This is a genomic window from Pseudomonas sp. Leaf59 (genome assembly GCF_920984685.1).
GTDB lineage: Bacteria > Pseudomonadota > Gammaproteobacteria > Pseudomonadales > Pseudomonadaceae > Aquipseudomonas.
The window spans coordinates 114,356-140,496 of the sequence record NZ_CAKLBR010000013.1; the positions used below are offsets into that span (position 1 = coordinate 114,356).

General features: G+C 62.0%; 22 protein-coding genes. 16 read left to right on the plus strand and 6 right to left on the minus strand.

Annotated elements, in window-relative coordinates:
- Nucleotides 1-129 precede the first annotated feature (129 nt).
- The 3 genes from LUB09_RS15460 (at nt 130) to LUB09_RS15470 (ending at nt 5,243) form a co-directional block, all read left to right on the plus strand.
- Nucleotides 130-1,140, plus strand: a complete 1,011-nt coding sequence (locus LUB09_RS15460) for an ABC transporter substrate-binding protein (RefSeq protein ID WP_231422971.1) — start codon at nt 130-132, stop codon at nt 1,138-1,140.
- A gap of 1,199 nt (nt 1,141-2,339) precedes the next feature.
- Complete coding sequence (locus LUB09_RS15465) at nt 2,340-4,832, plus strand: TonB-dependent siderophore receptor (protein ID WP_231422972.1); 2,493 nt, start codon at nt 2,340-2,342, stop codon at nt 4,830-4,832.
- 81 nt (nt 4,833-4,913) lie between these two features.
- Nucleotides 4,914-5,243 carry a hypothetical protein gene (locus LUB09_RS15470; protein WP_057007420.1) on the plus strand — a complete coding sequence of 110 codons (330 nt, stop codon included), beginning with the start codon at nt 4,914-4,916 and terminating at the stop codon, nt 5,241-5,243.
- A gap of 407 nt (nt 5,244-5,650) precedes the next feature.
- Here the strand turns inward: LUB09_RS15470 and LUB09_RS15475 are convergent, their stop codons facing one another.
- Complete coding sequence (locus LUB09_RS15475) at nt 5,651-6,013, minus strand: NUDIX hydrolase (protein ID WP_209982668.1); 363 nt, start codon at nt 6,011-6,013, stop codon at nt 5,651-5,653.
- A gap of 125 nt (nt 6,014-6,138) precedes the next feature.
- Between LUB09_RS15475 and LUB09_RS15480 the strand changes: the two genes are divergently transcribed.
- From LUB09_RS15480 to glsB, 3 genes are all read left to right on the plus strand, one after another.
- On the plus strand, nt 6,139-7,119 hold the full coding sequence (locus LUB09_RS15480) for a Gfo/Idh/MocA family protein (protein ID WP_231422973.1): 981 nt from the start codon (nt 6,139-6,141) through the stop codon (nt 7,117-7,119).
- Between the two features lie 34 nt (nt 7,120-7,153).
- Entirely contained in the window at nt 7,154-7,783 is a 630-nt protein-coding gene (locus tag LUB09_RS15485; protein WP_231422974.1) for a ribonuclease T2, read from the plus strand.
- Between the two features lie 90 nt (nt 7,784-7,873).
- Nucleotides 7,874-8,782, plus strand: coding sequence for a glutaminase B (glsB, locus tag LUB09_RS15490; protein ID WP_209990390.1), 909 nt, complete (start codon nt 7,874-7,876; stop codon nt 8,780-8,782).
- Between the two features lie 420 nt (nt 8,783-9,202).
- Here the strand turns inward: glsB and LUB09_RS15495 are convergent, their stop codons facing one another.
- Nucleotides 9,203-10,447 (minus strand): saccharopine dehydrogenase family protein, encoded by a 1,245-nt coding sequence (locus LUB09_RS15495; protein ID WP_231422975.1) that lies wholly within the window; start codon nt 10,445-10,447, stop codon nt 9,203-9,205.
- 28 nt (nt 10,448-10,475) lie between these two features.
- A complete protein-coding gene (locus LUB09_RS15500; RefSeq protein WP_057007415.1) occupies nt 10,476-11,573 on the minus strand; it encodes a carboxynorspermidine decarboxylase in 1,098 nt (365 codons plus the stop codon).
- A 275-nt stretch (nt 11,574-11,848) separates the two neighbouring features.
- Here LUB09_RS15500 and LUB09_RS15505 point away from each other — a divergent pair, with 275 nt between their 5' ends.
- The 6 genes from LUB09_RS15505 to LUB09_RS15530 are packed head-to-tail and all read left to right on the plus strand — an operon-like array spanning nt 11,849 to nt 17,335.
- Nucleotides 11,849-12,868, plus strand: coding sequence for a LacI family DNA-binding transcriptional regulator (locus LUB09_RS15505; protein ID WP_231422976.1), 1,020 nt, complete (start codon nt 11,849-11,851; stop codon nt 12,866-12,868).
- Nucleotides 12,852-13,856 (plus strand): ABC transporter substrate-binding protein, encoded by a 1,005-nt coding sequence (locus LUB09_RS15510; protein WP_231422977.1) that lies wholly within the window; start codon nt 12,852-12,854, stop codon nt 13,854-13,856. Before LUB09_RS15505 ends, LUB09_RS15510 begins: the two co-directional genes overlap by 17 nt.
- Complete coding sequence (locus LUB09_RS15515; RefSeq protein ID WP_209982655.1) at nt 13,857-14,672, plus strand: ABC transporter permease; 816 nt, start codon at nt 13,857-13,859, stop codon at nt 14,670-14,672. It abuts the gene before it with no gap.
- Nucleotides 14,669-15,463 (plus strand): ABC transporter permease, encoded by a 795-nt coding sequence (locus LUB09_RS15520; RefSeq protein WP_209982653.1) that lies wholly within the window; start codon nt 14,669-14,671, stop codon nt 15,461-15,463. The genes LUB09_RS15515 and LUB09_RS15520 overlap by 4 nt, the downstream gene beginning before the upstream one ends.
- Complete coding sequence (locus LUB09_RS15525) at nt 15,460-16,491, plus strand: ABC transporter ATP-binding protein (protein ID WP_209982651.1); 1,032 nt, start codon at nt 15,460-15,462, stop codon at nt 16,489-16,491. Before LUB09_RS15520 ends, LUB09_RS15525 begins: the two co-directional genes overlap by 4 nt.
- A 10-nt stretch (nt 16,492-16,501) precedes the next feature.
- A complete protein-coding gene (locus tag LUB09_RS15530) occupies nt 16,502-17,335 on the plus strand; it encodes a phosphodiesterase (RefSeq protein WP_231422978.1) in 834 nt (277 codons plus the stop codon).
- 249 nt (nt 17,336-17,584) lie between these two features.
- Here LUB09_RS15530 and LUB09_RS15535 read toward each other — a convergent pair whose 3' ends face one another.
- A complete protein-coding gene (locus LUB09_RS15535; protein WP_209982647.1) occupies nt 17,585-19,237 on the minus strand; it encodes a sensor domain-containing diguanylate cyclase in 1,653 nt (550 codons plus the stop codon).
- A 132-nt stretch (nt 19,238-19,369) separates the two neighbouring features.
- On the opposite strand from LUB09_RS15535, the gene LUB09_RS15540 reads away from it, so the two are divergent.
- A complete protein-coding gene (locus LUB09_RS15540) occupies nt 19,370-19,975 on the plus strand; it encodes a LysE family translocator (RefSeq protein ID WP_231422979.1) in 606 nt (201 codons plus the stop codon).
- Nucleotides 19,976-20,072: 97 nt separating this feature from the next.
- Nucleotides 20,073-22,361 (plus strand): 5-methyltetrahydropteroyltriglutamate--homocysteine S-methyltransferase, encoded by a 2,289-nt coding sequence (gene metE, locus LUB09_RS15545; RefSeq protein ID WP_231422980.1) that lies wholly within the window; start codon nt 20,073-20,075, stop codon nt 22,359-22,361.
- A 271-nt stretch (nt 22,362-22,632) separates the two neighbouring features.
- On the opposite strand, the gene LUB09_RS15550 is transcribed toward metE, so the two are convergent.
- A complete protein-coding gene (locus tag LUB09_RS15550; protein WP_231422981.1) occupies nt 22,633-23,787 on the minus strand; it encodes a DUF1624 domain-containing protein in 1,155 nt (384 codons plus the stop codon).
- 161 nt (nt 23,788-23,948) lie between these two features.
- Here LUB09_RS15550 and yfcF point away from each other — a divergent pair, with 161 nt between their 5' ends.
- Nucleotides 23,949-24,593 carry a glutathione transferase gene (yfcF, locus tag LUB09_RS15555; protein ID WP_231422982.1) on the plus strand — a complete coding sequence of 215 codons (645 nt, stop codon included), beginning with the start codon at nt 23,949-23,951 and terminating at the stop codon, nt 24,591-24,593.
- Here the strand turns inward: yfcF and LUB09_RS15560 are convergent.
- Nucleotides 24,556-24,828 (minus strand): hypothetical protein, encoded by a 273-nt coding sequence (locus tag LUB09_RS15560; protein WP_231422983.1) that lies wholly within the window; start codon nt 24,826-24,828, stop codon nt 24,556-24,558. The genes yfcF and LUB09_RS15560 overlap by 38 nt on opposite strands.
- Before the next feature lie 223 nt (nt 24,829-25,051).
- Here LUB09_RS15560 and LUB09_RS15565 point away from each other — a divergent pair, with 223 nt between their 5' ends.
- Entirely contained in the window at nt 25,052-25,384 is a 333-nt protein-coding gene (locus tag LUB09_RS15565; RefSeq protein ID WP_209982635.1) for a hypothetical protein, read from the plus strand.
- Nucleotides 25,385-26,141: the final 757 nt, after the last annotated feature.

The following is a 26,141-nucleotide window of genomic DNA, read 5'->3' on the forward strand; positions in this document are numbered from 1 at the left end:
AGCGGGCTCTTTGATTCCTTTCTCTTTGCGGAACCTCTACTACAGTTGAGCTGACTTAATTATTCAGAGGCTTCGCGCATAGGCAGCAAGCCGTCCGTCAGTGGCTGCACAGAGGCGAGGTGGGAAGGCATGAAAGGATTGAGAACCCTGTTGGCTGCGGCTGTGACGACATTGAGTCTGTCGTTGCCGGTGTCGGCGGCGCAGGCCCCCGTGCATTTTGCCGACCTGAATTGGGAAAGCGGCAGCCTGATCACCGAAGTGCTGCGTTTTATCGTCGAAAAGGGCTATGACCTGCCCACCGACACCTTGCCCGGCACCACCATCACCCTGGAAACCGCCCTGGCGAAAAACGATATCCAGGTGATCGGCGAAGAATGGGCCGGCCGCAGCCCGGTGTGGATCAAGGCTGAAGCCGAAGGCAAAGTGGTGGGCCTGGGCGATACGGTCAAGGGCGCTACCGAAGGCTGGTGGGTGCCGGAATACGTGGTCAAGGGTGACCCGTCCAAAGGCCTCAAGCCGCTGGCGCCGGACCTGAAGACCGTGCAGGACCTGGCGCGCTACAAGGACGTATTCAAGGACCCGGAATCGCCCGGCAAGGGCCGCTTTCTCAACAGCCCCATTGGCTGGACGTCCGAAGTGGTCAACAAGCAGAAGCTCAAGGCCTATGGCCTGGACGACAGCTACGTGAACTTCCGCAGCGGCTCGGGTGCAGCACTGGACGCCGAGATAGCCTCATCGATCCGCCGAGGCAAGCCGGTACTGTTCTACTACTGGTCGCCGACTCCATTAATGGGTCGCTACAAACTGATTCAACTGGAAGAACCACCGTTTGACGCCGACGCGTGGAAGACCCTCACCGACGCCGACAATCCCAACCCTCGTCCCACTCGGTCGCTGGCGTCCAAGCTGAGCATCGGCGTATCCACGCCATTCCAGCAGCAACATCCGCAGATCGCCGAGTTCTTCACCAAGGTCCAGTTCCCCATCGATCCACTGAACAAGGCCCTGGCAACCATGAGCGAAAATCACACAGCGCCAAGGCAAGTGGCCCAGGCGTTTCTCAAGGAACATCCTGAGGTGTGGAAAGCCTGGTTGACGGCGGAGGTGGCGCAGAGGGTTGAGGCTGGTTTGAAGGAGTAGCTGTTTTGCTGTTCAGGGTGCATGGGCCTTGCCAGGCAACTGCACAACCATGGAGGTCGAGCTTGTGTGGTGAGCGGGCTTGCCCTAATGCCGCTCAGTTAAGCCAGCGTGATGCTCGAAGCAACGAGCGGTGCGACTTTTCGGTGTACCTATCGGTTTTTTCGGTAACGGCGGCTTAGGGTTCCGCCCTTACGGCGGCTCACTTTTGAAAAGCGCAAAAGTAAGCAAAACGCTCTTGCCCCAACACTCGGCACCTCGCCCAGGCTCGGTGTGCCCGAACGCAGGCTTTGGAGCGTGGGCCGCCGCGATGGGCCATCCCTGGCCCAGCGCGGCTAACCCGGCGTCCTGCCGGGTTACCCACGCTCCAAAACCTGCGTTCGGCCAGCGTGTTTGACGGGGCGCTTCCAGATCAAAAGCAAAAGCGCGGCGGCCTGAGAGCCGACCGGAATGGTTTGCGAACGCTGTACAAAATGTGGGAGGGGGCTTGCTCCCGATGGCGTCGGCCCAGCAAACATTGATGTTGAAGACCCACCGCTTTCGCGGGCAAGTCGAATCGTCGCACCACCGCTCCCACAGGGGCGCTGCGCTTAACTGACTGGCATTATGGCTTGCCCCGCGTTGGGCTGCGAAGCAGCCCTGGTGCAATACCGGTGCATCGCACAGCTCCCCTGCGAATTCGCCACCAGACCACAGCAGCGTTCAAACTTTCGGCGCTGGAGATCTTTCTGGTTGCTATAGAGTTTATTGACATTGCCTTGGCTGGTGTATCTGCGGGTTGTGTTGTATTTCTTTCCGGACCACTGTTGCGATTTGCAATAGGTTTGGCGCGATAGTCATGGTGATATTGCGAGGACGATTTGAGTCTTGGAGTTGATGGGTTTTCAATAGGGCGGGTGGGCGAGGTTTGCCAAGTTGAATATGTATTTTAATTCGCCGTAGTGTTTGGAGATAGACGTTTGTTAGCGGTTTGGAATTCAAGCCTGCTCAGATATTTGCCGGATAGAAATGGATCTTTGCAGCTTTTAGATCAACGAATTCGTGTTCTTTAGGCATAGGTCCCTCGAGTTCAATTAGGATTATAGAATCGCCAACCCGTCTGCTTGCAAAGCACCCGCACAAATAAAAATCGCTCTCATCCTTGCCCGATGTTGCGACCTGGCCGTCATGGTTAATAGAACCTTCATTACGCAGGATTTTCCATGTCGCGCTTTGCCCGTCCCTTGCATCCACTGGCCCTGTCAGTGGCGATCGCCTTTGCCGCCGCGCCGTTGCTGGCGGTCCAGCCCGTCTTTGCCGAAGACAGCAGCAGCGCCTTGCGCCGCTTCCAGGTTCCGGCCGGTGATTTGAGTCAGGCGCTCAATAGCCTGGCCGAGCAGGCAGGGCTGGTGCTGGCCTTTGATGCGAGCCTGACCCGAGGCAAGCGCAGCAGTGGCCTCGGCGGGCAGTACGAGACGGATGCGGCGCTGGCCCGGTTGCTCGCCGGCAGCGGTTTGCAGGCGCTGAAGATGGGCGCCGACCGTTACCGGCTCGAAGCCGTCCCGGATAGCGGCGGCGTCACGGAGTTGCAGGCCACCACTATCAGCGCGGCCTACCAGACCGAAAGCCCCACCGGGCCGGTGGCCGGCTATGTGGCCAGCCGCAGCCTGTCAGGCACCAAGACTGACACGGCGCTGATCGAAACCCCGCAGTCGATCTCCGTGGTCACCAAGGACCAGATGCGCGCGCAGAACGCCGAAAGCCTCAATCAGATCCTGCGCTACAGCGCCGCCGTGGTTCCGGAAACCCGCGGCGCCACCGCTTCGCGTCTCGACCAGCTCACCATCCGTGGCTTCGCCCCGGCCACCTACCTGGACGGCCTGCGCGTGCCGTCAAGCCGCGACGCCTTGCCGCAAAAGGACGCGTTCGACCTGGAGCGCGTCGAAGTGCTGCGCGGCCCGGCGTCGGTGCTGTACGGCCAGGGCACGCCGAGCGGGGTGATCAACATGGTCACCAAACGCCCGCTGGATACGCCGTTCCATGAAGTGGGCGTGGAGTACGGCACCTTCAACAAAAAACGCACCACCTTCGACCTGAGCGGGCCGATTGACGATCAGGGGGTATATGCCTACCGCGTTGCCGGACTTTTCGACGACGCCGACGGCCAGGTGGAACACACCGAAACCCGTCGCCAATCGCTGTCCGGCGCCTTCACCTGGCGCCCGGATGACGCCACTTCGCTCACTTTGCTGGGGCATTTTCAGAAGGACCCGAAGGGCGCGTCCTACGGGTCGGTGCCGGCCTGGGGCTCGGTGCTGCACAGCCCGACCGGGCGCGGGATTGATGTGGACTTCTATGATGGCGAGAAGAATTTCGAGAAGAGTGACCGCGACTACTACTCCCTCGGCTATGCGTTCGAGCATCATTTCAACGATGTCTGGACCGTGCGCCAAAACGCCCGTTACCTGCGTGCCGAAGGCGTCTACCGCAGCATCTATAACAGCAACTTGCAGGCTGATTACCGCACGGCCACGCGCTCGACCATCGCCACGGATGTGGACATGGACGCCTACACCGTCGATAACCAGTTGCAGGCCAAATTCGATACCGGGCCGTTGCAGCACACCTTCCTCACGGGCCTGGATTACCAGAACACCAGCACCGACACCAAGGCGGGCTACGGCAAGGGACCGAACCTGGATATCTTCGATCCGGTCTACGGCGCGCCCGTGGCCACACCTGCCTTCGGCACCGACGCCACGTCGCGCAGTGAACAGACCGGGGTGTACCTGCAAGAGCAAATGAAGTGGGACAAATGGGTGCTGCTGCTCGGCGGTCGCTATGACTGGTCCAGCACCGACAGCACCACCAAGGCGCTGAGCAACGGCGCCAAGAGCAAGTCCTCACTGGACAGCCATGCGTTCACTGGTCGAGTCGGTCTGGTGTATCTGTTCGATAACGGCCTGGCGCCGTATGCCAGTTATGCGGAGTCGTTCAATCCGCAGTCGGGCACCGGCTACGGCGGTTCGGTGTTCAAGCCGACCGAAGGCACGCAGTATGAAATCGGCATCAAGTACCAGCCGCCGGGCAGCAACAGCTTTATCACCGCAGCCATTTTCGACCTGCGCCAGCGTAACGTTCCGACCCTTGATCCGGACCCGTCCCATATGTGCGGTAACGGCCGCTGTTCGATCCAGGATGGCGAACAGCAATCCCGTGGCTTTGAACTGGAAGGCAAAGCCAGCCTCAACGACAACCTGGATATAACCGCCGCCTATGCCTATCTGGACAACCGCGCCAGCCAGTCCAACAGCACCGCGCAGTACGCGCCGATCACCGATATCGGCATCGGCCCGGCGGTTCCGGTCAAAGGCACCACGACTTACGGTCTGCCACGTCACACGGCATCGGCGTGGGCGGACTACACCTTTCACGACGGCCAGTTGAAAGGCTTTGGCGTGGGAGCCGGTGCGCGCTATGTCGGCTCCTCATGGGGTGATACCGCCAACACCCTGAAGGTGCCGGGTTACACCTTGTTCGATGCGGCGGCGCACTACGATATTCCTAACATCGCCAACCCCAGGGACAACCTGCGCCTGGCCGTGAACGCCTCCAACCTTGCGAACAAGGAATACGTCGCGTCGTGCCTGTCGTATTCGTGGTGCTGGTACGGCTCACAGCGCACCGTGCAGGCAAGCGCCACTTATCAGTGGTAAATAAGGCAATCTGATGGCCCCCATGTAACAAAATCCTCGCCAGAATCGCTTTTATTTTCAGGTGGTTAGGTGAGGAAGCACATGCGCACTGTTGGAATCATGCTGTTCGCCTGCTCTCTGGCCGGCGGCGCGGCTGCCGTGCAGGCACGGGAGCTGCGCGAAGGTGACAAATACATGTGCAGTTGGGGCGCCGGCACGGCGGCCAGGGCCCAGGAGCTCAAGCTGTCGGGCGTGTCGCTGTATGCCGCTCGGCAGAAGATCCAGACCATCAAGTTCAACAAGCCGTGGATGCACATGATGGCCATGGGTATCACCGAGCAAACCTACGACAGTCGATCACGGCTCAAGCCCGAGGCGATTCGCCAAAGCTTCTATCAGGAATGCCTGCGCTACCGGGTCGCGCGCAAGTGAGGGGCTGAGGCGCTGAGGGCACCCGGGATTATCCGCCGCAGCGCTTACAAATCCACGACAGATGCTGTGTCTGCATTTGCATACAATCGCGCACTTCACCCTGGAGGCCTGTATGCGAACGCCGGAAAGAGCAGGGCGCCCGTCACTCCTGACTGCGCCGCAACCATCATCGTCCGATAGCTTCGGCTATTTTGCCGCCGCAGTGCTGGGTGTCGCGGTGCTGCTGGGTGTTTGCTTCGTGCAGTACAACGCCAAGGTGGATCGGCAGCGACAGGCGGCCGTCGAGCGTTGGTTGCTGTGTTCACAGATGGAAAGGGTTGCCAGTGTGGCCTCTGTCCGGGGCGTGAGACTGAGTACAAGCTGCCGCACACTGAGCGAGCAGGGTCACAGATAACGCAAACTGCAGGTTACAAACGCCGCACAAACGATTTAACGATATGCCGAGTGGCATCGGTGGTATCGAGCTGATCGACTTCCCCATAGGCATGCCAGCGACAGTCGACAATCTCGTTGCGCGGGCGCGCCTCGTCGATATTGACCACCGAGGCTTCGAACACATGGTGCAGCGTATCGCGTGCCTTGAGCTCTTGCAGGTACAGCAGCCCGTCCACGCTCAACCCGGTTTCTTCTTCCAGCTCGCGCTCTGCCGCACCCACCGGGCGCTCGTCGCGTTCGACCTTGCCACCCGGCAACGCCCATTTGGATCTGGCCTTGCGCACGAAAAGGATATGTCCCTCGTGTTCGCAAATGACCGTAGCTCTGATTTTCATCGTCTGTGCCCCCGCAGCAAATGAATGTCACAAAAGTGTAATGCAATTGTCATGCTAAGTGGTTATGGCGCGCCGGGGTATGTATGTGGATACTGCCCGCTTGAACGAAAAGGACGAGGAAACCGATGAACACCGTACGTTGGGGCATGATCGGCTGTGGCAGTGTCACTGAGTTGAAGAGTGGACCCGCTTTCTATAAAGCGCCAGGTTCTGCCCTGGTGGCCGTGATGGGGCGTCGCGAGGAGGCCGTGCGCGATTATGCGACGCGCCATGGCATTGCACGCTATTACACTGACGCCCAGGCGCTGATCGACGACCCCGAAGTGGACGCGGTCTACATCGCCACGCCCCCCGACAGCCACCTCGACTACAGCCTGATGGTGGCGGCGTCCGGCAAGCATTGCTGCGTCGAGAAACCCATGTCGCTGAATGCCGAACAAAGCGCCTTGATGCAGCGCACTTTCGAGCGCGCCGGGCTGCACCTGTTCGTGTCCTATTACCGGCGCTCGCTGCCACGCTTTCAGCAGGTACGCGACTGGCTGCAACAGGGCCGCATTGGCGAACTGCGCCACTTGACCTGGACCCTGTGCAAACCGCCGGCCGCCAATGACGCCAGCGCCGCCAACTGGCGCACCGACCCGGCCATTGCCGGCGGCGGCTATTTCGCCGACCTGGCCAGCCATGGTTTCGATCTGTTCCAGTACCTGGCCGGGGACATTGTCGAGGTGTCCGGCTTTACCGCACGGCAAGCCGGGCACTATGCCGCTGAAGACGCGGTGACGGCCTGCTGGACCTTCGCCAACGGAGCCCTGGGCATGGGCTGCTGGAATTTCGTCGCAGACCGCCGTGAAGACAAGGTCGAGTTGATCGGCAGCCTGGGTCGCATTACATTTTCCGTGTTCGAAGACCAGCCCCTGCGCCTTGAAGGGCAGACCCACGAGGTGCTGGAAGTGCCGTGCCATGCACACATCCAGTGGCATCACGTGCTGGCGATGAACGCACACATCCGTGGCGAAGCCGAGCATCCGTCCCAGGCCATCGAAGCGCTGAAAACCGATCGCATCCTCGACAAGGTGCTACAACGTAACCCCAATCATCCCGGATAGCCGTGCCAGGATCAGTCTTTTCAAGGAGCAAAAAATGAAATACTGGGTGGCCGTATGGCTGGTCCTGGCCGCAAGTGTGACCGCAGCGCCACGCGAGCAGAGGCCGGCCGGGGATTTTGATTTTTATGTGTTGTCGTTGTCGTGGTCGCCGACGTTCTGCCTCACGCACCCGGGCAACGAACAGTGCTCGGGCAAGGGATATGGCTTCGTGCTGCACGGGCTTTGGCCGCAATACGCGAAGGGTGGCTGGCCGTCGGCGTGTGATCCACGGTCGCGGCTGTCGAACGCCGAGCTGGCCAAGGGCGCGTTGATATTCCCCACGCAGGCATTGCTCAAGCATGAGTGGAGCAAGCACGGCACCTGCAGCGGCCTGGACGCCACGCGTTACCTCGATGCCACGGATGCTGCGCTGGCCTCCGTGCAGATTCCGCAACAACTGCAACCGTTCGACGTGCCCAATTATCTGCAGGCCGCTGAAATCGAAGCGCTGTTTCGCCAGAGCAACCCGTCCATGGGCAATCACAGCGTGGCGGTGATCTGCAAGGGCAAGGTGTTGTCCGAAGTGCGCGTGTGTCTGAGCAAGGAACTGCGCTTTGCCGGTTGCCCCACAAGCGTGAAGACGCAGTGCCGCAGCGGCGATATCCGCATTCCGGTGCAGCGTTAATCTGAGCGCGGCACCTGCCTGATCCGCAGCTTTGCGGTATCCTCCGCGCCCCGCTTATCCACGATGCAAGGCACGATGACAGGACAAGACATGCAGGCGCTGCTGGACGCGATTCTCGACGAAGTTCGTCCACTGATCGGCCAGGGCAAAGTCGCCGACTACATCCCCGCGCTGGCCGATGTGCCCGCCAACCAGCTAGGCATCGCCGTGTACGGCAACGACGGCGCGGCCTACTGCGCGGGGGACGCCGACACGTTGTTCTCGGTGCAAAGCATTTCCAAGGTCTTCAGCCTGGTGCAGGCCATCGACCACGGCGGCGAAACCATTTGGGAGCGCCTGGGCCACGAGCCTTCGGGGCAACCGTTCAACTCCATGGTGCAGCTGGAGTTCGAGCGCGGTCGCCCGCGCAACCCGTTTATCAACGCCGGCGCCCTGGTGATCTGCGACATCAACCAGTCACGCTTCGCCGTGCCGATCCTGTCGATGCGCGACTTCGTCCGGCGCCTGTCAGGCAACCCACAGATTCTGGTCAACAGCATCGTCGCCGACTCCGAAGCGCAGCATGGTGCACGCAACGCGGCCATGGCCTATCTGATGAAATCCTTCGGCAACTTCCACAATGACGTCGACGCGGTGTTGCACAGCTACTTCAACTATTGCGCCTTGCAGATGAGCTGCCTGGACCTGGCCAAGGCCTTCAGCTTCCTGGCCAACGAAGGCGTGAGTGCCCACAGCGGCGAACAGATCCTCACCGCGCGCCAGACCAAACAGGTCAACTCGATCATGGCCACCAGCGGCCTGTACGACGAGGCGGGCAATTTTGCCTATCGCGTCGGGTTGCCGGGCAAGAGCGGGGTAGGCGGCGGAATCGTCGCGGTGGTGCCGGGGCAATTTACGGTGTGCGTGTGGTCGCCGGAGTTGAACGCCGCCGGGAACTCGCTGGCGGGGATGAAGGCGCTGGAGTTGCTGAGTGAGCGGATTGGCTGGTCGGTGTTTTGATTAGTGTGTGAAGCTCGGCCAAGTCTTCGACCTAGCGCTGTCGCGCAGCAAACTGGAGTTTCTGTGGCGAGCGGGCTTGCCCTAATGCCGTTCAGTTAAGCGCAGATTCCCTGTGGCGAGCAGGCTTGTCCTGCGTTGGGCTGCGCAGCAGCCCCAAAGCCAGGCGCTGAGCCGTATCAGGTACACCGCGTTTTGCTTGATTGGGGGCGCTTCGCACCCCAACGCGGGGCAAGCCCGCTCGCCACAGGAATGGCCAGGCGCTGTTCCTGGGGGACATGACCATTGGCGCGCAATCTTGAATAGATATCGCAGGCAAGCCTGCTCCCACCTTTGATCTTCATTGTGTTTGAGGTGTGTATCGCCCCAACAAAAAATGCGCCCCTCGGGGCGCATTTTTTTGTTCGGTCAACCATCACCTGATCAGGCAATCGCATCCCACGCACGGTCGCCGTTCTCGTCCTTGATCCGCGTCGGCAAGCCCATCACGTCCAGCGCCTTGAGGAACGGCTCGGCCGGCAGTTCCTCGACGTTGGCCATGTGCTTCACGTCCCACTCGCCACGGGCAACCAGCAGCGCAGCGGCGACCGGTGGCACGCCGGCGGTGTAGGAGATGCCCTGGCTGTCGGTCTCGGCGAAGGCTTCTTCATGGCACGCCACGTTGTAGATAAACATCTCGCGCGGCTGGCCGTTCCTGGTGCCTTTGACCAGGTCGCCGATGCAGGTTTTGCCGGTGTAGCCGGGGGCCAGCGAAGAGGGGTCGGGCAGCACGGCCTTGACCACTTTCAACGGCACCACTTCCAGGCCTTCGGCGGTTTTGACCGGCTTTTCGGACAGCAGTCCGAGGTTTTTCAGGACGGTGAACACGTTGATGTAGTGCTCGCCAAAACTCATCCAGAAACGCACGTTGGGCACGTCGAGGTTTTTCGACAGTGAGTGCACTTCATCGTGGCCGGTGAGGTAGAGGTTCTGCGAACCGACCACCGGCAGGTCGTCGGTGCGTTTGACTTCGAACATGGTGTTGCTGGTCCACTGGCTGTTCTGCCAGCTCCACACCTGCCCGGTGAATTCGCGGAAGTTGATTTCCGGGTCGAAGTTGGTGGCGAAATATTTGCCATGGCTGCCGGCATTGACGTCGAGAATGTCGATCGAATCAATGCGGTCGAAATGCTCTTGCTGCGCCAGCGCGGCATACGCGTTGACGACACCCGGGTCGAAGCCCACGCCAAGGATGGCGGTGATGTTCTTCTGTTTGCACTCTTCCAGGTGGTTCCATTCGTAGTTGCCGTACCACGGCGGGGTCTCGCAGACCTTGCCCGGCTCTTCGTGAATGGCGGTGTCGAGGTAGGCAACGCCCGTGTCGATGCAGGCACGCAGTACCGACATGTTGAGGAACGCGGAGCCCACGTTGATGACGATCTGCGATTCGGTCTCGCGGATCAGGGCCTTGGTCGCTTCCACGTCCAGAGCGTTCAGCGCGAAGGCCTGGATGTCGGCGGGAACCTTGAGGCTACCCTTGGCCTTGACGCTGTCGATGATGGCCTGGCATTTGGAGATGTTGCGCGACGCGATAGCAATACGACCGAGTTCGTCGTTGTGCTGCGCGCACTTGTGGGCCACCACCTTGGCGACACCTCCTGCACCAATGATAAGAACGTTCTTTTTCAATTGCTTTATTTCTCCTATATCCGCCAGCTTACGAAAGGCTGGACAGGTAGTCGTCGTAACCAAATTCACGAACCACTTCGACTGTACCGTCGAGTTGTTTCACTACGATGGACGGCATTTTCAGGCCGTTGAACCAGTTTTTCTTGACCATGGTGTAGCCTGCGGTGTCGATGAACGACAGCCGATCGCCGATGGCCAGCGGACGATCAAATTGATACTCGCCGAAGATGTCCCCGGCCAGGCAGGATTTGCCGCACACCATATAGGTGTGTTCACCCTCGCTCGGCGCCAGCTTGGCGTTGAGGCGGTAGATCAGCAGGTCCAGCAGGTGGGCTTCGATGGAGCTGTCGACCACGGCGAGGTGCTTGCCGTTGTAGAGGGTGTCGAGCACGGTGACTTCCAGGGAAGCACTGTTGGTGATCGCCGCTTCGCCGGGTTCCAGGTAGACCTGCACGCCGTACTTCTCGGAGAACGCCTTGAGCCGCGCGCAGAATGCGTCGAGTGCATAGCCTTCACCGGTGAAGTGGATGCCGCCGCCGAGGCTGACCCACTTGACCTTGTGCAGCAGCGCGCCGAAGCGTTCTTCGATGGTACCGAGCATCTTGTCGAACAGGCTGAAGTCGCCGTTCTCGCAATTGTTGTGGAACATGAAGCCGGAGATCTGCTCGATCACGCCGTCGATCTTCACCGGGTCCCACTCGCCCAGGCGGCTGAACGGACGCGCCGGGTCGGCCAGCAGGTAGTCGGAGCTGCTCACCTGCGGGTTCACGCGCAGGCCGCGGGTCTTGCCTTCGCTGCGTGCGGCAAAGCGCTGCAACTGGCTGATGGAGTTGAAGATGATCTTGTCGCAGTTTTCCAGCATCTCTTCGATTTCATCGTCGGCCCAGGCCACGCTGTAGGCGTGCGCCTCGCCTTCGAACTTCTGGCGGCCGAGCTTCAACTCGTACAGCGACGACGAGGTGGTGCCGTCCATGTATTGCTGCATCAGGTCGAACACCGACCAGGTGGCAAAGCACTTGAGTGCCAGCAGAGCCTTGGCGCCGGACTGTTCGCGCACGTAAGCAATCTTCTGCATGTTGACCAGAAGCTTCTGTTTGTCGATGAGGTAGTACGGCGTTTTGATCATTTTCAGAGCCTGCGGCGGTGCCTGCCAAAAAAGGACACGCATTGTGCCCGCACTTGGTCAGGATCGAAAGGTTAGCGAGCGGATTTTGCCGCGCCGGTTTTTGACGATACCCGGCGATTATGACCATCCATGGGCATACATCGAGCCAGTGTGGGAGTGGGTTTACTCGCGAAGGCGCTGGTTCACTGACATCAAACCGTCATCTCTTCACCACCGTCCTGCCATATTCCCCCGTTACTGTCCTCGCCAATGAGATCGATCTCAAGCGAGTGACCATGCCTGATCTGAAAGACGTTGCGCGCCTGGCTGGCGTGTCCCGTGCCACTGCCGCGCGCACCTTTGCCTCCCCCGGCCAGGTGCGTCCGGCCACCCGTGAACAGGTGTTCGCCGCCGCCCGCGAGCTGGGGTTTCGGCCCAACCTGCTGGGCCGTCAACTGCGCCTGCAAACCACACAACTGATCGGCGTGGTGGTGCCCAACCTGCTCAACCCGGTATTCGCCGAACAGTTCCAGGCCATGGAGCGCGCGGCGCGATTGCGCGGCTACAGCCTGTTGCTGGCGACCACCGACTACAGCAGCGAACGCGAGAGCATCGTGGTGGAAGAGTTGTTGCGCCAGCGCGTGGACGGGCTGGTGCTGACCGTCACCGATGCCGAGAGCAACAGCGTGCTCAACAGCCTGGCCAGCGAGCAGACGCCGTTCGTGCTGGCGTACCACCAGCCCAGCAACCCGCATTACAGCGCCGTGTCGGTGGACAATCGCGCCGGCATGGCCCTGGCCACCCGTTACCTGCTGGACGCGGGGCACCGGCGCATCAGCATGGTCGCCGGCCCCGCGTTGCAGTCCGACCGTGCGCGTCTGCGCCATGCCGGCTACTGCGATGCGATGAAGGCCTGGGGCCTCAACAGCCGCCCGGTGATCGAAATGCCCGCGCACACCCAGGCCGAATTCGCCGCCATCGAGCCATTCCTGAACGGTGCCGACGCGCCGACAGCGTTGCTGTGCTCCAACGATTTCCTCGCCATCAGCCTGATCGCCGAGCTGCGCCGCAACGCCTGGAACGTGCCCGAGCAACTTTCGGTGATGGGCTTTGACGGCATCACCCTTGGTACCCAACTGCACCCCACGTTGTGCAGCGTGGTGCAGCCCATTGCGCTGCTCGCCAGCACCGTGATTGACCAGTTGCTGGCGCAGATCGCCGGCAACGCGCCGATTTCCCATTGTCTGCCTTGCCATATCCGGCCGGGCGAAAGCACTCAACCCCATGAGGACGACCCTGATGCGCACACTCCGTAAAACCCTCGCCGCCGTGTTGCTGTGCGGCATGGCCAGCCTGGCCCAGGCCGCCGACACCGCGATCTGCTACAACTGCCCGCCGGACTGGGCCGACTGGGGCACCCAGCTCAAGGCGATTGCCGCGCAAACCGGTGTGCAGGTGCCGCTGGACAACAAGAACTCCGGTCAGTCCCTGGCGCAGTTGGTCGCCGAAAAAGCCGCACCGGTCGCCGACGTGGTCTATTACGGCGTGACCTTCGGCCTGCAGGCGCAAAAGGCCGGCGTGGTCGAGGGCTACAAACCCAAAGGCTGGGAGCAGATTCCCGCAGGCCTCAAAGACCCGTCCGGGCAGTGGTTCGCGATTCACTCCGGCACCCTGGGCATCATGGTCAACGTCGACGCCCTTGGCGGTCTGCCCGTGCCGCAAAGCTGGGCCGACCTGCTCAAGCCCGAATACAAAGGCATGGTCGGCTACCTGGACCCATCCAGTGCGTTTGTCGGTTACGTCTCGGCGGTCGCCATCAACCGTGCCATGGGCGGCGACCTCGACAACTTCGCCCCGGCCATCGACTACTTCCAGAAGCTGGCGAAAAACGCCCCCATCGTGCCCAAGCAGACGGCCTATGCGCGGGTGTTGTCCGGTGAGTTGCCGATCCTGGTGGACTACGACTTCAACGCCTACCGCGCCCGCTACAAGGACAACGCCAACGTCGCCTTCGTGATCCCCAAAGAGGGCAGCATCAGCGTGCCCTACGTGATGAGCCTGGTGGCGAATGCGCCGCACCGCGCCAACGGGGAAAAGGTGCTCGACTTCGTGCTGTCCGATGCGGGCCAGGCGTTGTGGGCCAAGGCCTACCTGCGCCCGGTGCGTCCGGTGCAGATGCCGGCCGAGGTGGCCGCGCAGTTCCTGCCCGACAGCGACTACGCCCGCGCCGGTGTGGTGGACTACCAGAAAATGGCCGCTGTGCAGGAAGCCTTCGCCGCCCGTTACCTCAACGAGGTCAAGTAAGTGGCCTCGACCCCACGCGCCGCCTGGGCGCTGGCCCCGGCCTTTGCGCTACTGCTGGCGTTCTGGCTGTTGCCGCTGGCGCACCTGATACTGCTCGGGGCCCAACGCCGCGACAGCCTCGGCAGCGGTTACTGGCAGGTGCTGAGCAGCGCGCAATACCTGGGCAGCCTGGCGCAGACCTGTGCGCTGGCCGTGTTCGTCACGCTGACGGCGTTGGTGATCGGTGGCATCAGCGGTGTGTTTCTGGCACGCCAGCAGTTTTTCGGGCGCTCGGCGCTGGTGGCGCTGCTGACCTTTCCGCTGGCATTTCCCGGCGTGGTGGTGGGCTTTCTGGTGATCCTGCTGGCCGGGCGCCAGGGCCTGTTTGCGGCGCTGGGCCTGCAACTGGCCGGTGAACGCTGGATCTTTGCCTACTCGTTGGCGGGGCTGTTTGTCGGCTACCTGTACTTCTCGATTCCACGGGTGATTCTCACCGTGATGGCGGCATGCGAAAGCCTCGACCGCAGCCTGGAGGAAGCCGCGCATTCGCTGGGGGCAGGGCACTGGCGGGTGGTGTGCGATGTGATCATCCCTGGCCTGGCACCGGCGCTGGCCTCATGTGGCGCGATCTGCTTTGCCACTTCCATGGGCGCCTTCGGTACCGCCTTTACCCTGGGCACGCGCCTGAACGTCACGCCGGTGGCGATCTATAACGTGTTCACCAACTACGCCAACTTCGCCGTCGCCGCTGCCTTGTCGGTGGTGCTGGGAGCGGTGACCTGGGCCGTGTTGCTGCTGACCCGGCGCCTGGTGAAAAACGCGGGGACGGTTCTGTGAAACGCTCATCGTTATTTGTGCTGCAACTGCTGTTCACCCTGCTGGTGTGCGCCTTCATGCTGGTGCCGGTGCTGTTGTCGTTAATGGCGGGGCTGACGCGCAATTTCTTTGTCGGGCTGTCCAGCGGTTTGACCTTCGACTGGTTGATCCAGGTGTGGCAGGCCTATTCGCCCACGGTGTGGCTGTCGCTGCAACTGGCGCTGGCCTGCGCGGTGTGCGTGTGCGTGGTCGGCGTGCCGGCGGCCTACGCGCTGGTGCGCATGAACAACCGCTTCAGCCGTGCCTTCGAGGAATTGATGGTGCTGCCGGTGGCAATGCCGGGCCTGGCCAGCGCGTTGGCGTTATTGCTCACCTATGGCCAGTTCGGCGCGTTCCGCAGCAGTTGGCTGTTCATCCTCGTCGGCCATGTGCTGTTCACCTTGCCGTTTCTGGTGCGCCCGGTGATGGCAGTGATGCAGCGCCAGCACTTGCCGGTGCTGGAAGAGGCCGCCGCAAGCCTGGGGGCAGGGCCGATCAAGCGCTTTTTCAGCGTGGTGGTGCCCAACTGCCGGGCGGGGATTCTCGCCGGTGTGCTGATGGTGGTGACCCTTTCACTGGGTGAGTTCAACCTGACCTGGATGCTGCACACGCCGATGACCAAGACCCTGCCCGTGGGCCTGGCCGACAGCTACGCCTCGGCGCGCCTGGAAATCGCCAGCGCCTACACCCTTATCTTTTTGCTGATGATCGTGCCGCTGCTGATCGCGTTGCAGGCCATCAGTGCCCGTTTGTCTCGTGGAGAGCGTCGATGACCGCTATCACTATTCGCCTCAAGGGCTGTCGCAAGGCGTTCGCCGACGGCACCGTGGCCGTGCACAACCTTGATCTGACCGTCGAAGGCGGTGAAACCCTGGCCATTCTCGGCCCGTCCGGCTGCGGTAAAACCACGACCCTGCGTTTGATTGCAGGCCTGGAACGGCCGGATGTGGGGCAGGTGTTCTTTGGCGACCAGGACGTCACCCGCCTGCCCATCGAACGTCGCGATGTGGGCATGGTGTTTCAGAACTACGCGCTGTTTCCCAACCTGGATGTGGCCGGCAATATCGTCTACGGCCTGAAGATTCGCGGCGTGCCTGCGCTGGAGCGCAACAAGCGCTGTGATGAGTTGCTGGAATTGGTGGGGCTGCACAATCACGGCCGGCGCAGCATTCATGAACTGTCGGGCGGGCAGCGCCAACGCGTCGCCCTGGCCCGTGCCCTGGCGCCGCGTCCCAAGGTGCTGTTGCTCGACGAGCCGCTGGCCGCCCTCGATGCCCAGTTGCGTGAGCGCCTGCGCAGCGAGCTGGATCTGCTGCTGCGCGGCTTGGGCATCACCTCTGTATTTGTCACCCACGACCAGGGCGAAGCCATGGCCCTGGGCGATCGCATTCTGGTGATGGAGCAGGGCCGCGTGGCCCAACTGGCGAGCCCGCGCGAGATTTATCAGCAGCCGGCGAATGCGTTCGTCGCAGGCTTTGTGGGCAACCTGAATGCGTTCCAGGTGATCGCGCAATCGCCCCGGGGCCTGAAGGTGTGCGGCGGCGAATTGCCGTGGCAAGTGGCCGACGTGCCCGCAACCGTCTATTGCCGTCCCGAGCACTTGCGTGTGATGGATGGCGAGGGACACTTGCACGGGCACCTGCTGGCGCAGTTTTTCCAGGGCGCGCAAAGCCGTCTGCTGGTGGATGTGGGCGGCGCGCAGCCGTTGCTGGTGGACAGCAGCGACAACCAATTGCATGCCGTCGGCGCGCCGATTGCCCTGGCGATCACGCCGAACATGTTGTTTACCCTCAATGCGTGAGAGTTTGCCTGTGAACAGTCCATTTCTGGTTGCGCAAATCAGCGACCTGCACCTCAAGGCCGGTCAGCGCCTGACTTATGGCGTAGTGGATACCCTGGGCGCGCTGCGCCGTGCCGTCGACCACCTGAACGCCAGCCACCCGCGCCCCGATATCGTGGTGATCAGCGGCGACCTGGTGGACTTCGGCCGCGCCGATGAGTACGCGGTGCTGCACCCGGAACTCGCGCGCCTGCACATGCCTTGCTACCTCGTGCCCGGTAATCACGACACGCGCGGGCCGTTGCTGGACGCGTTTGCCGACCACGCCTACTTGCCACGGTCGGCGCAGGCACCCCTGGACTGGGTGGTGGATGACCATCCGCTGCGCCTGATCGGCCTGGACTCGACCATCCCCGGCAGCCACGGCGGGCAGTTGCTCGATAGCCAGTTGCAGTGGCTCGACGCCCAACTGGCGCTGCGCCCGGATGCGCCGACGCTGCTGATCCTGCACCACCCGCCGTTCATCAGCGGCATCGGCCATATGGACCGTGAGCCCTTTATCAATGCCGCTGCGCTTGAGCAAGTGATCGCCCGCCATCCGCAGGTGGAGCGCCTGTTGTGCGGTCACCTGCACCGGCCCATGCAGCGGCGTTTCGGTGGCAGCCTCAGTTGCGTATGCCCCGGCACGTCCCATCAGATTGTGTTGGATCTGCAGGACGCGGCCCCGGCGCATTTCAACCTGGAACCGGCGGGGTATCTGTTGCATCGCTGGGAGGCGCAGCAGGGGGTGGTCAGCCACAACGGCGTGTTCGGGGAGTACCCGGGGCCGTATCCGTTTTATGACGCCCAGGGATTGATTGACTGAGCATTCAAAACCCCTTTGGCAAGCGGGCTTGTTGTGGCGAGCGTGCTTGCCCTAATGCCGTTCAGTTAAGCGCAGATTCCCTGTGGCGAGCAGGCTTGTCCTGCGTTGGGCTGCGCAGCAGCCCCAAAGCCAGGCGCTGAGCCGTATCAGGTACACCGCGTTTTGCTCGATTGGGGGCGCTTCGCACCCCAACGCGGGGCAAGCCCGCTCGCCCCAGGGGTGATTGTCTGAAATGGCGTGCGGGGCAGATTATTTGACGGGGGCGACCCGATTACGGCCTGCCGCCTTTGCTTCATACAACTGCAGATCGGCGCGGGTCAGCAGGGCGCGGGTATCGCGGTCTGACGGTTCGGCGACGCTCACGCCGATGCTCACTGTGACCTGCCCAACCCCTTCAAACATCGCTTCGGCAATCGCCGCGCGGATATTCTCGGCCACCACGTCGGGGCTGTCGGGGGCTTCGACCGTCGGCAGCAACACCGCAAATTCCTCGCCGCCGTAACGTGCAACAAAGTCCGTGACGCGGGTGGTGCTCTTGATCAGTAGGGCGAGTTGGCGCAGCACGTCATCGCCCACGGCATGGCCGTAAGTGTCGTTGACCTGCTTGAAGTGGTCGGCATCGATCAGCAGCAGGGCAAAGGTACGCCCGGTGCGTTGGAACAGCAGGCTGCTTTCAGCCAGTTTTTCATCGAAGCGGCGGCGGTTGTACACGCCGGTCAGTGCATCGTGGGTGGCGAGCTTGAGCAGTTCGGCATTGGCCTGGGTGAGGTCGGCGGTGCGTTGCGCAACAGTCGCCTCGAGAGAGGCATTGGCCTCCTGCAACTGACGCTCTTTGGCCAGCAGCGATTGGGTCATGCCGGTGAGTGAACGGCCCAGTTGAGCGATCTCCACTACCGCGTGATCCTGCGGGAAGATGGCGCCGGGCTGCTGATCCTGCACGAGTTTGGCGGACCTGGCCAGGCGCTCGATGGGGCGGCTGAGGGAGGCGGCCAGGTAATAAGCCGCCAGCACAAACACCAGCGCGGCGAGCACGCCGAGCAGCAGCAGTTTGTAGAGCAGCGTGCGCGCCGGTTGCAGCGCGACGTCCAGGGGTTGGCGCAGCATGATGTACCAGGTCACTTTGGCGTTGGACGGGCTGGGCACCGCGACCGATGCGGTGACATAGCCCTTGCCCGTGGACCAGCCGGACGCGGTGTTCAGTTTGTCTGTGGCCATCTGTTCACCGGCGAGCAGTTCGGGATACAGCACCTTGCCGTCGAAATCGACGATCAGCGCTTCGATCTCGGGAAACGCATCTTTTTGCATCACGGCCGAATCGACGATCTGCGTGATCCAGCGCCAGTGCGCGTGGGCGCCCAGCACACCAATGGTCTCGCCCTGGGCATTAAGCAGCGGCGCGGCGAAATCGATGAAGCGCAACGGTTCGCCATTGCCCGAGCCCGGCAGCAGCTTGGCCAGCATCACGGCCTCGTGGGGATCACCGGTGTATTCACCGCGCATGCCGGCCTGGAACCAGGGGCGCTGGCCGACCGACTGGCCCACCAGCAGCCCGTTCGCCGCCTGGCGCACGCGGCCGTCTGCGTCGGCCACGCCCATCCATGCGTACTCGGCGCGCGAGCGGGTGCGCAGTTCCATCAAGGTGAGGATATCCGGCTGATCCAGATCGCCGCGGCGAAACAACGGCGCCCGGCTCAGCAGCGAGACTTCCAGCTGACGCTCGCGCAACTGCACGGCCAGCAGCGCCGCCGTGGAGCGCGCCGTGCTCAGCAGCGCATTGCCGCTGGCCTGCTTCATCTGCTCGGTGGCGATATGGCCTACGTAGAAGCCCACGCTCAACAAGGTGAGCAATGACAGACCGGCAAACCACAGGGTCAGGTGACTACGCAGGCTGGCTTTGATCATGGGGGCTCATTTGAGTATTTGTTTGGCAGCATAGTACGCGTAATGAATGCCCGATCACCTACCACAAACGTACAAGATTGAGCGACATGCGCCTGGATAGACTCGCCGCACTCCTTCTCTTGCAGGTCTGCCATGGACATTTTTCTCTACGCCTTCAGCGTCATGTACAGCCCGGGGCCCGTCAACCTGATGGGCCTGAACGCCGGGCTCACCGGCAAACTGCGTCGATCCAGCGGTTTCTACCTGGGCGTGGGCTGCGCCATGCTGCTGATGTTCGTGCTGTTTGGCTACACCGGTGAAGCGATCGTTTCCCAGGCGGCGCTGCCCTATATCTCGTTGATCGGCGGCGCCTACACGCTGTACCTCGCGTACCAGGTGTTCACCGCGCGTACGGTGGTTGAAGAGGATTCAACCGCGCCGAGCAAGGCGCTCACCTTCTGCAACGGGCTGGTGATCCAACTGCTCAACCCCAAGGGCATTGTGGCGGTGTTGCCGATCACCAGTGTGATGCTGCCGGCGGCGCATATCACCGGCGCCTCCATCTTTGGCGTGTCGGCCTTGCTGGGATTGGGCGCCGTGGGGGCGCCCTGGGTCTACGCGTTGCTCGGTGCACTGCTGGGACGGCGCATCAGCGGAGCGGCGGCGTTTACCTGGTTCAACCGCTGCATGGGATTGGCGCTGGCGGCGTGTGCCGGGTTCATGCTCCACGGGTTCTATGTGCATCTGAATGCAACATGAGTAAAACTTGTGATGGTCTGCAATTTAATGAGTTTGTTTCACTCTCAAAGTCTGTCGACAATGGCTGCCATCTTTATCGACATTGGAGTTGCACGTCATGGCAGTCGCTCATTCCCTCGGGTTTCCACGCATTGGACGCGATCGTGAATTGAAAAAAGCGCAGGAAGCGTTCTGGAAGGGTGAGCTCGACGAAGCCGGCCTGCGCGCCGTTGGCCGTGACCTGCGCAAGGCGCACTGGGCACTGCAGAAAGACGCCGGAATCGACCTGCTGCCTGCCGGCGATTTCGCCTGGTATGACCAGGTACTGACCCACTCGCTGATGTTCGGCGTGATCCCCGAGCGCTTCCGCCCGGCGGACGGCAAGGCTACGCTGAACACCCTGTTCGGCATGGCCCGGGGCGTCAGCGACGCGTGCTGCGGCGGCGCCCACGCCCAGGAAATGACCAAATGGTTCGATACCAACTATCACTACCTGGTACCCGAGTTCAGCGCGGATCAGCAATTCCAGCTGGGTTGGGAGCAGCTGTTCGAAGAAGTGCAGGAAGCGCGCGAGCTGGGGCACACCGTCAAACCGGTGGTGATCGGCCCGCTGACCTACCTGTGGCTGGGCAAGGCCAAGGGCGCCGACTTCGACAAGCTCGACTTGCTGGATCGCCTGCTGCCGTTGTACGGGCAGATTTTTCAGCGCCTGGCGGACCTGGGCGTTGAGTGGGTGCAGATCGACGAACCGATCCTGGTGCTCGACCTGCCGCAGGCGTGGAAGAATGCCTTTGAGCGCGCCTATAACCTGATCCAGCGCGACCCGCTGAAAAAACTGCTCGCCACCTATTTCGGCGGCCTGGAAGAGAATCTTGGCCTGGCCGCGAACCTGCCGGTCGACGGCCTGCACATCGACCTGGTGCGTGCGCCGGAGCAATACCCGACCATTCTTGACCGCGTGCCGGGTTATAAGGTGCTGTCCCTGGGCATCGTCAACGGCCGTAACGTGTGGCGCAGCGACCTTGAACAGGCCCTGGCCACCTTGCAGCACGCCCATGAACGTCTGGGTGAGCGCTTGTGGGTGGCGCCGTCCTGCTCGCTGCTGCACTGCCCGGTAGACCTGAGCCGCGAGGACCAGCTGGATGCCGAGCTGAATAGCTGGCTGGCATTTGCCGTGCAGAAATGCGCGGAGGTGGCGGTGTTGGCCCAGGCCGTCAACGCGCCTGAAGCGCCGAACGTACTGGCGGCGCTGGCTGAAAGCCGCGTGGTGCAGACCAGCCGTGCCGCGTCGCCGCGTATCCACAAACCGGCCGTCCAGGCCCGCGTGGCGGCGATAACCGCCGAGCACAGTCAGCGTCCGTCGCCGTTTGCCCAACGTATCGAGAAACAACGCGCCGGTCTCAACCTGCCGCTGTTCCCGACCACCACCATCGGTTCGTTCCCGCAAACCGCCTCGATCCGTTTGGCGCGACAGTCGTACAAGGCGGGCCGGTTGAGCGAAGCCGACTACGTTGACGCGATGCACAGCGAGATCAAGCACGCCGTTGAAGTGCAGGAACACCTCGGCCTGGACGTGCTGGTACACGGCGAGGCCGAGCGTAACGACATGGTCGAGTATTTCGCCGAGCAACTGGACGGCTACGCGTTCACCCGTTTTGGCTGGGTGCAGAGCTATGGTTCGCGCTGCGTGAAACCGGCGCTGATCGTCGGCGACCTGAGCCGCCCGAAGGCGATGACGGTGGAGTGGATCCGCTACGCCCAGGGCCTGACCCGCAAGGTCATGAAGGGCATGCTGACCGGCCCGGTGACCATGCTGATGTGGTCGTTCCCGCGCGAAGACGTGAGCCGCGAAGTGCAGGCCCGCCAATTGGCGCTGGCGATCCGTGACGAAGTGGTCGACCTGGAAGCCGCCGGCATCAGGATCGTGCAGATCGACGAAGCGGCCTTTCGCGAAGGCTTGCCGCTGCGCCGGGCGCAGTGGCAGGGCTACCTGGACTGGGCCACTGAAGTGTTCCGCCTGTGCGCCTCGGGTGTGCGGGATGAAACCCAGATCCACACCCACATGTGCTACAGCGAGTTCAATGATGTGATCGAGTCCATCGCGGCGATGGATGCGGACGTGATCACCCTCGAAACCTCGCGTTCGGACATGGAGTTGCTGGAGGCGTTCGAAGTGTTCGCTTACCCGAATGACATCGGCCCGGGCGTCTACGACATTCACTCACCGCGGGTGCCGGATGCCTCGGAAATGGCCAACCTGCTGCGCAAGGCCGCCAAACGCATTCCGGCTGAGCGCCTGTGGGTCAACCCCGATTGCGGGCTGAAAACGCGGGCATGGCCGGAGACGGAAGCGGCGTTGATTCACATGGTGACGGCCGCCCGGCAACTGCGTGCCGAACTGGCGTAACGCGGTAAAAAGTGTGGGAGCCCCCGTTAAATCGGCGACTTGGCGCTGTCGCGCAGCAACCCTCGGCCTCCGTAACGAGCCGGTGTGTGGTGACGAGCTGGCTTATTGTGGCGAGCGGGCTTGCCCCGCGTTGGGGTGCGAAGCGCCCCCAATCAAGAAACCCTCGGTAGACCTGATACTGCGCGGAGACTGGTTTTGGGGCTGCTGCGCAGCCCAACGCAGGACAAGCCTGCTCGCCACTAAAAGCCCGGTCGCTGAGCCTCCCTGTGTGTCAGAAGTATTTAAGCCAGGCGAGGTCGCGACGGCGTGCCTTGAGACCGGCAAACCAGCGCACCGGCAGGTACAGCGCCAACGGCAGCAGCAGGGCGACGAGCCAGATTGCGCCAACGCTGGCGAAACCGAAGTAGGTGCCGTGGTTGAGGCCGAACAGGGCGACGCAGGCGATATACAGCACTTTCAGCACGTAAAGGTGCAGCAGGTAGAAGAACATCGGCGCCGAACCAAACACGGCCAGCACGCCGATCCAGCGCTTGTGCCCGGCGCGTTCAAACGCCAGCAACAGCAGCAAACCGATCCCCAGGGTCAATGCCAGAAACAGCAGCGAAGGCGGGTACTTGGTCATGTTGAAAAAACTCATCAACGTCTGCACGCCAGTGTCATAGGTGTGCCACGGCTTTTCGCCATACCCGTTGAAGGCCCGCAACAGCACGAACCCCACCAACGCGCCAACGCCGCCCAGCAGCAGATAACGTTGACGCAACGCCGGTTGCATACCTGTGGCAAACCACGGCCCCAGCCCGTAACCCAGGGCAATCACGCCGATCCACGGCAATACCGGATAAGTGACGCGCAGCCGCAGGCTGTCGCTTATGTCGATCCAACTGCGTTCGTGCAGGATGGACCAGGCATGTTGCAGCGCCGACCCTTGCGCGAAGTGCACGCCGTCGAGCAGGTTGTGCCCGCCAATGATCAGCAGTGCCAGGGTGATCAGCAGCGGTCGCGGCAACCATACCAGCGCGGCGAGGGCGATCATGCTGAGGCCGATTGCCCAGATCACCTGCAGATAGATCACGCTGGGCGGCAACTGGAAGGTCCACGCAAAGCTGACCAGGGTGAACTCCAGCACCACCAGAAACAGCCCGCGCTTGAACAGAAACGCCGACACATCGCGAGTGCCCTGGTATTTCTGGCCGTAAAGCCAGGCCGATAAACCGGTGAGCAATACAAACACCGGCGCGCATAAATGGGCCAGGGTACGGCTCACAAACAGCGCAGGCTCGGTGCTGTCGATGCTCATGGGGTCGCCGACCTGGCGGTGCATCAGGAACGTCTCGCGCACATGGTCGAGCAACATGAACAGCATCACCAGGCCGCGCAGGGCGTCGATGGAGAGGAGGCGTTGGCGTAGGGGAACAGCGTCAGTCATGGGCAGGATCGCAGGGCTGGGCGGGAAGAGGTCGTTATCCTATAACATTATGGCTGAGCGTTGGCGTGCTATTCCCGCCTGGAATGCCCCCATAAAAACCCTGCATTGTCTTTATCGCGGTACATCTCGTAGCGTGGCGACTCACCTGAAGGAGAACGCCCATGCACCAAGGTCCGCTGCGTCTGTATGTCGACTCGCTGTTCACCAGCCCTTACGCCATGTCGGTGTTCGTCACCCTGCGGGAAAAAGGCCTGGCCTTCGACACCGTCACCCTGGACCTGGACGCGGCGCAAAACCAGGCGGCGGACTTTGCCCGGCTGTCCCTGACCCAGCGTGTGCCGACGCTGGTTGAGGGCGACTTTGCACTGTCTGAATCGTCGGCGATCTGCGAATACCTGGACGCGGCTTATCCTGCAATAACCGTGTACCCATCCGATCTGCAGCAGCGGGCGAGGGCGCGGCAGGTGCAGGCCTGGTTACGCAGCGACTTGCTGCCCATTCGCCAGGAACGGTCGACGCTGGTGGTGTTTTGCGGTCAGACCCTGCCGCCGTTGTCGCCGCTGGCCGAAGCGGCCGCGCGCAAGCTGATCAGCGCGGCGCAGGGGCTGCTGGCGGGGCAGCAGGAGAACCTGTTCGGTGAGTGGTCGATTGCCGACGTCGACCTGGCCGTGATGCTCAACCGCCTTATCCTCAATGGTGACCGCGTGCCCGGCGAACTGGTGGCGTATGCGCAGCGTCAGTGGCAGCGGCCCTCGGTGCAGGCATGGGTCAATCTGCAACGCCCTGGGCCGCAGGGCGTTCAATGATGTGCGCGACCCGCCGGTCCAGGTCTTCCCAGTCCGCCATGCCCAGCACCCGCGTGGTGTTCAGGCCGCGCAGGTAGCCCCGCAACTGCTGGGCGCTGGCGTGCACGTGTTGGGCATCGGCGGCGGTGTTCTGAAGCACGTTTTCATACTCGACCAGGTAGTCGGCGATCCGCTCGCGAAACTCCGGCAATACGGCTTCGCGGATGCGGTCGAAGGTCTTCTGGTGGGGCTTCATGGCGTGGTCCTTATCGTTATAGGCGGTGCATTATCGGTTCAGATAATAGTCACCATCATGCATCGCAAGTTCTGTTTTTTCAGGGAACAGGGACAATCAGCGCGTGATCCACTCCGGCGACCGCCGGTGATCAGCGTACGGGCCATTTGCTGGCACGCGTTGCTGGCGTAGACTCTGCGCGCGGATTGCAGTGGATTTTTCTTTTATCGATGCAGGAAGGTGTATGCGCTCTTTTTTCGTACCGGTCATGGCGTTGGCGCTGGGCGGCTGTATTTCCGCCCCTAACGCTCCGTCCCTCACACTGCAAACGGCCAAGCCCCCGCAAGCCTACGTGCAGTGCCTGTTGCCTGAGCTTGAGAAACACGGCATCACCGCCAGCGTGACGCAGAACTCGCGTCACGCCACGGTGTTGTTGAGCAGCAAGATTGCTGCCGACGATGTGCTGGAGGTGTACAAGTCCCAGGACGGCACCAAGGTCTCGTTGTATGAGCGCAAGCCGGTGGTTTCGGCGATCAAGCCGTCGCGGCTTGAGCTGGCGGCGAAGGCGTGCCAATAACGTTCGGATTTGCCCCTACTGCCATAGGCGAACGCATCCTGTGGCGAGCGGGCTTGCCCCGCGTTGGGGTGCGAAGCGCCCCCAATCAGGCAAAACGCGGTGTACCTGATACGGCTCAGCGCCTGGCTTTGGGGCTGCTGCGCAGCCCAACGCAGGACAAGCCTGCTCGCCACAGGGAATCTGCGCTTAACTGAACGGCATTAGGGCTTGCCCCGCGTTGGGGTGCGAAGCGCCCCCAAGCGACGATTCGTCTTGCTCGCGAAGACGATTTTTCGGTGTACCTATCCGTTTCTGCGGTAACGACGACTTAGGGTTCCGCCCTTACGGCGGCTCACTTTTGAAAAGCGCAAAAGTAAGCAAAACGCTCTTACCCCAACACTCGGCACCTCGCCCACGCTCCAAAACCTGCGTTCGGCCAGCGTGTTTGACGGTGCGCTTCCAGATCAAAAGCAAAAACGTGGCGGCCTGAGAGCCGACCGAAATGGTCTGCCGAACGCTTTACAAAATGTGGGAGGGGGCTTGCTCCCGATGGCGTCGGCCCAGCAAACATTGATGTTGAAGACCCACCGCTTTCGCGGGCAAGTCGCACCGCCGCTTCCACAGGGGAGCTGCGCTTAACTGAACGGCATTGGGGCAAGCCCTAATGCCGTTCAGTTAAGGAAAATGTGTGGGCTTATTGTGGCGAGCGGGCTTGCCCCGCGTTGGGGTGCGAAGCGCCCCCAATCAAGCAAAACGCGGTGTACCTGATACGGCTCAG

Excerpts from the sequence above, each read along its gene's own strand:
- LUB09_RS15470 (WP_057007420.1), top strand. The coding sequence starts at position 4,914 with ATGCGCACTGTTGGAATCATGCTGTTCGCCTGCTCTCTGGCCGGCGGC.
- LUB09_RS15525 (WP_209982651.1), top strand. The coding sequence starts at position 15,460 with ATGACCGCTATCACTATTCGCCTCAAGGGCTGTCGCAAGGCGTTCGCC.
- LUB09_RS15565 (WP_209982635.1), top strand. The coding sequence starts at position 25,052 with ATGCGCTCTTTTTTCGTACCGGTCATGGCGTTGGCGCTGGGCGGCTGT.
- LUB09_RS15480 (WP_231422973.1), top strand. The coding sequence starts at position 6,139 with ATGAACACCGTACGTTGGGGCATGATCGGCTGTGGCAGTGTCACTGAG.
- yfcF (WP_231422982.1), top strand. The coding sequence starts at position 23,949 with ATGCACCAAGGTCCGCTGCGTCTGTATGTCGACTCGCTGTTCACCAGC.
- metE (WP_231422980.1), top strand. The coding sequence starts at position 20,073 with ATGGCAGTCGCTCATTCCCTCGGGTTTCCACGCATTGGACGCGATCGT.
- LUB09_RS15505 (WP_231422976.1), top strand. The coding sequence starts at position 11,849 with ATGCCTGATCTGAAAGACGTTGCGCGCCTGGCTGGCGTGTCCCGTGCC.
- LUB09_RS15475 (WP_209982668.1), bottom strand. The coding sequence starts at position 6,013 with ATGAAAATCAGAGCTACGGTCATTTGCGAACACGAGGGACATATCCTT.
- LUB09_RS15540 (WP_231422979.1), top strand. The coding sequence starts at position 19,370 with ATGGACATTTTTCTCTACGCCTTCAGCGTCATGTACAGCCCGGGGCCC.
- LUB09_RS15510 (WP_231422977.1), top strand. The coding sequence starts at position 12,852 with ATGCGCACACTCCGTAAAACCCTCGCCGCCGTGTTGCTGTGCGGCATG.
- LUB09_RS15500 (WP_057007415.1), bottom strand. The coding sequence starts at position 11,573 with ATGATCAAAACGCCGTACTACCTCATCGACAAACAGAAGCTTCTGGTC.
- glsB (WP_209990390.1), top strand. The coding sequence starts at position 7,874 with ATGCAGGCGCTGCTGGACGCGATTCTCGACGAAGTTCGTCCACTGATC.
- LUB09_RS15485 (WP_231422974.1), top strand. The coding sequence starts at position 7,154 with ATGAAATACTGGGTGGCCGTATGGCTGGTCCTGGCCGCAAGTGTGACC.
- LUB09_RS15535 (WP_209982647.1), bottom strand. The coding sequence starts at position 19,237 with ATGATCAAAGCCAGCCTGCGTAGTCACCTGACCCTGTGGTTTGCCGGT.
- LUB09_RS15550 (WP_231422981.1), bottom strand. The coding sequence starts at position 23,787 with ATGACTGACGCTGTTCCCCTACGCCAACGCCTCCTCTCCATCGACGCC.
- LUB09_RS15465 (WP_231422972.1), top strand. The coding sequence starts at position 2,340 with ATGTCGCGCTTTGCCCGTCCCTTGCATCCACTGGCCCTGTCAGTGGCG.
- LUB09_RS15460 (WP_231422971.1), top strand. The coding sequence starts at position 130 with ATGAAAGGATTGAGAACCCTGTTGGCTGCGGCTGTGACGACATTGAGT.
- LUB09_RS15560 (WP_231422983.1), bottom strand. The coding sequence starts at position 24,828 with ATGAAGCCCCACCAGAAGACCTTCGACCGCATCCGCGAAGCCGTATTG.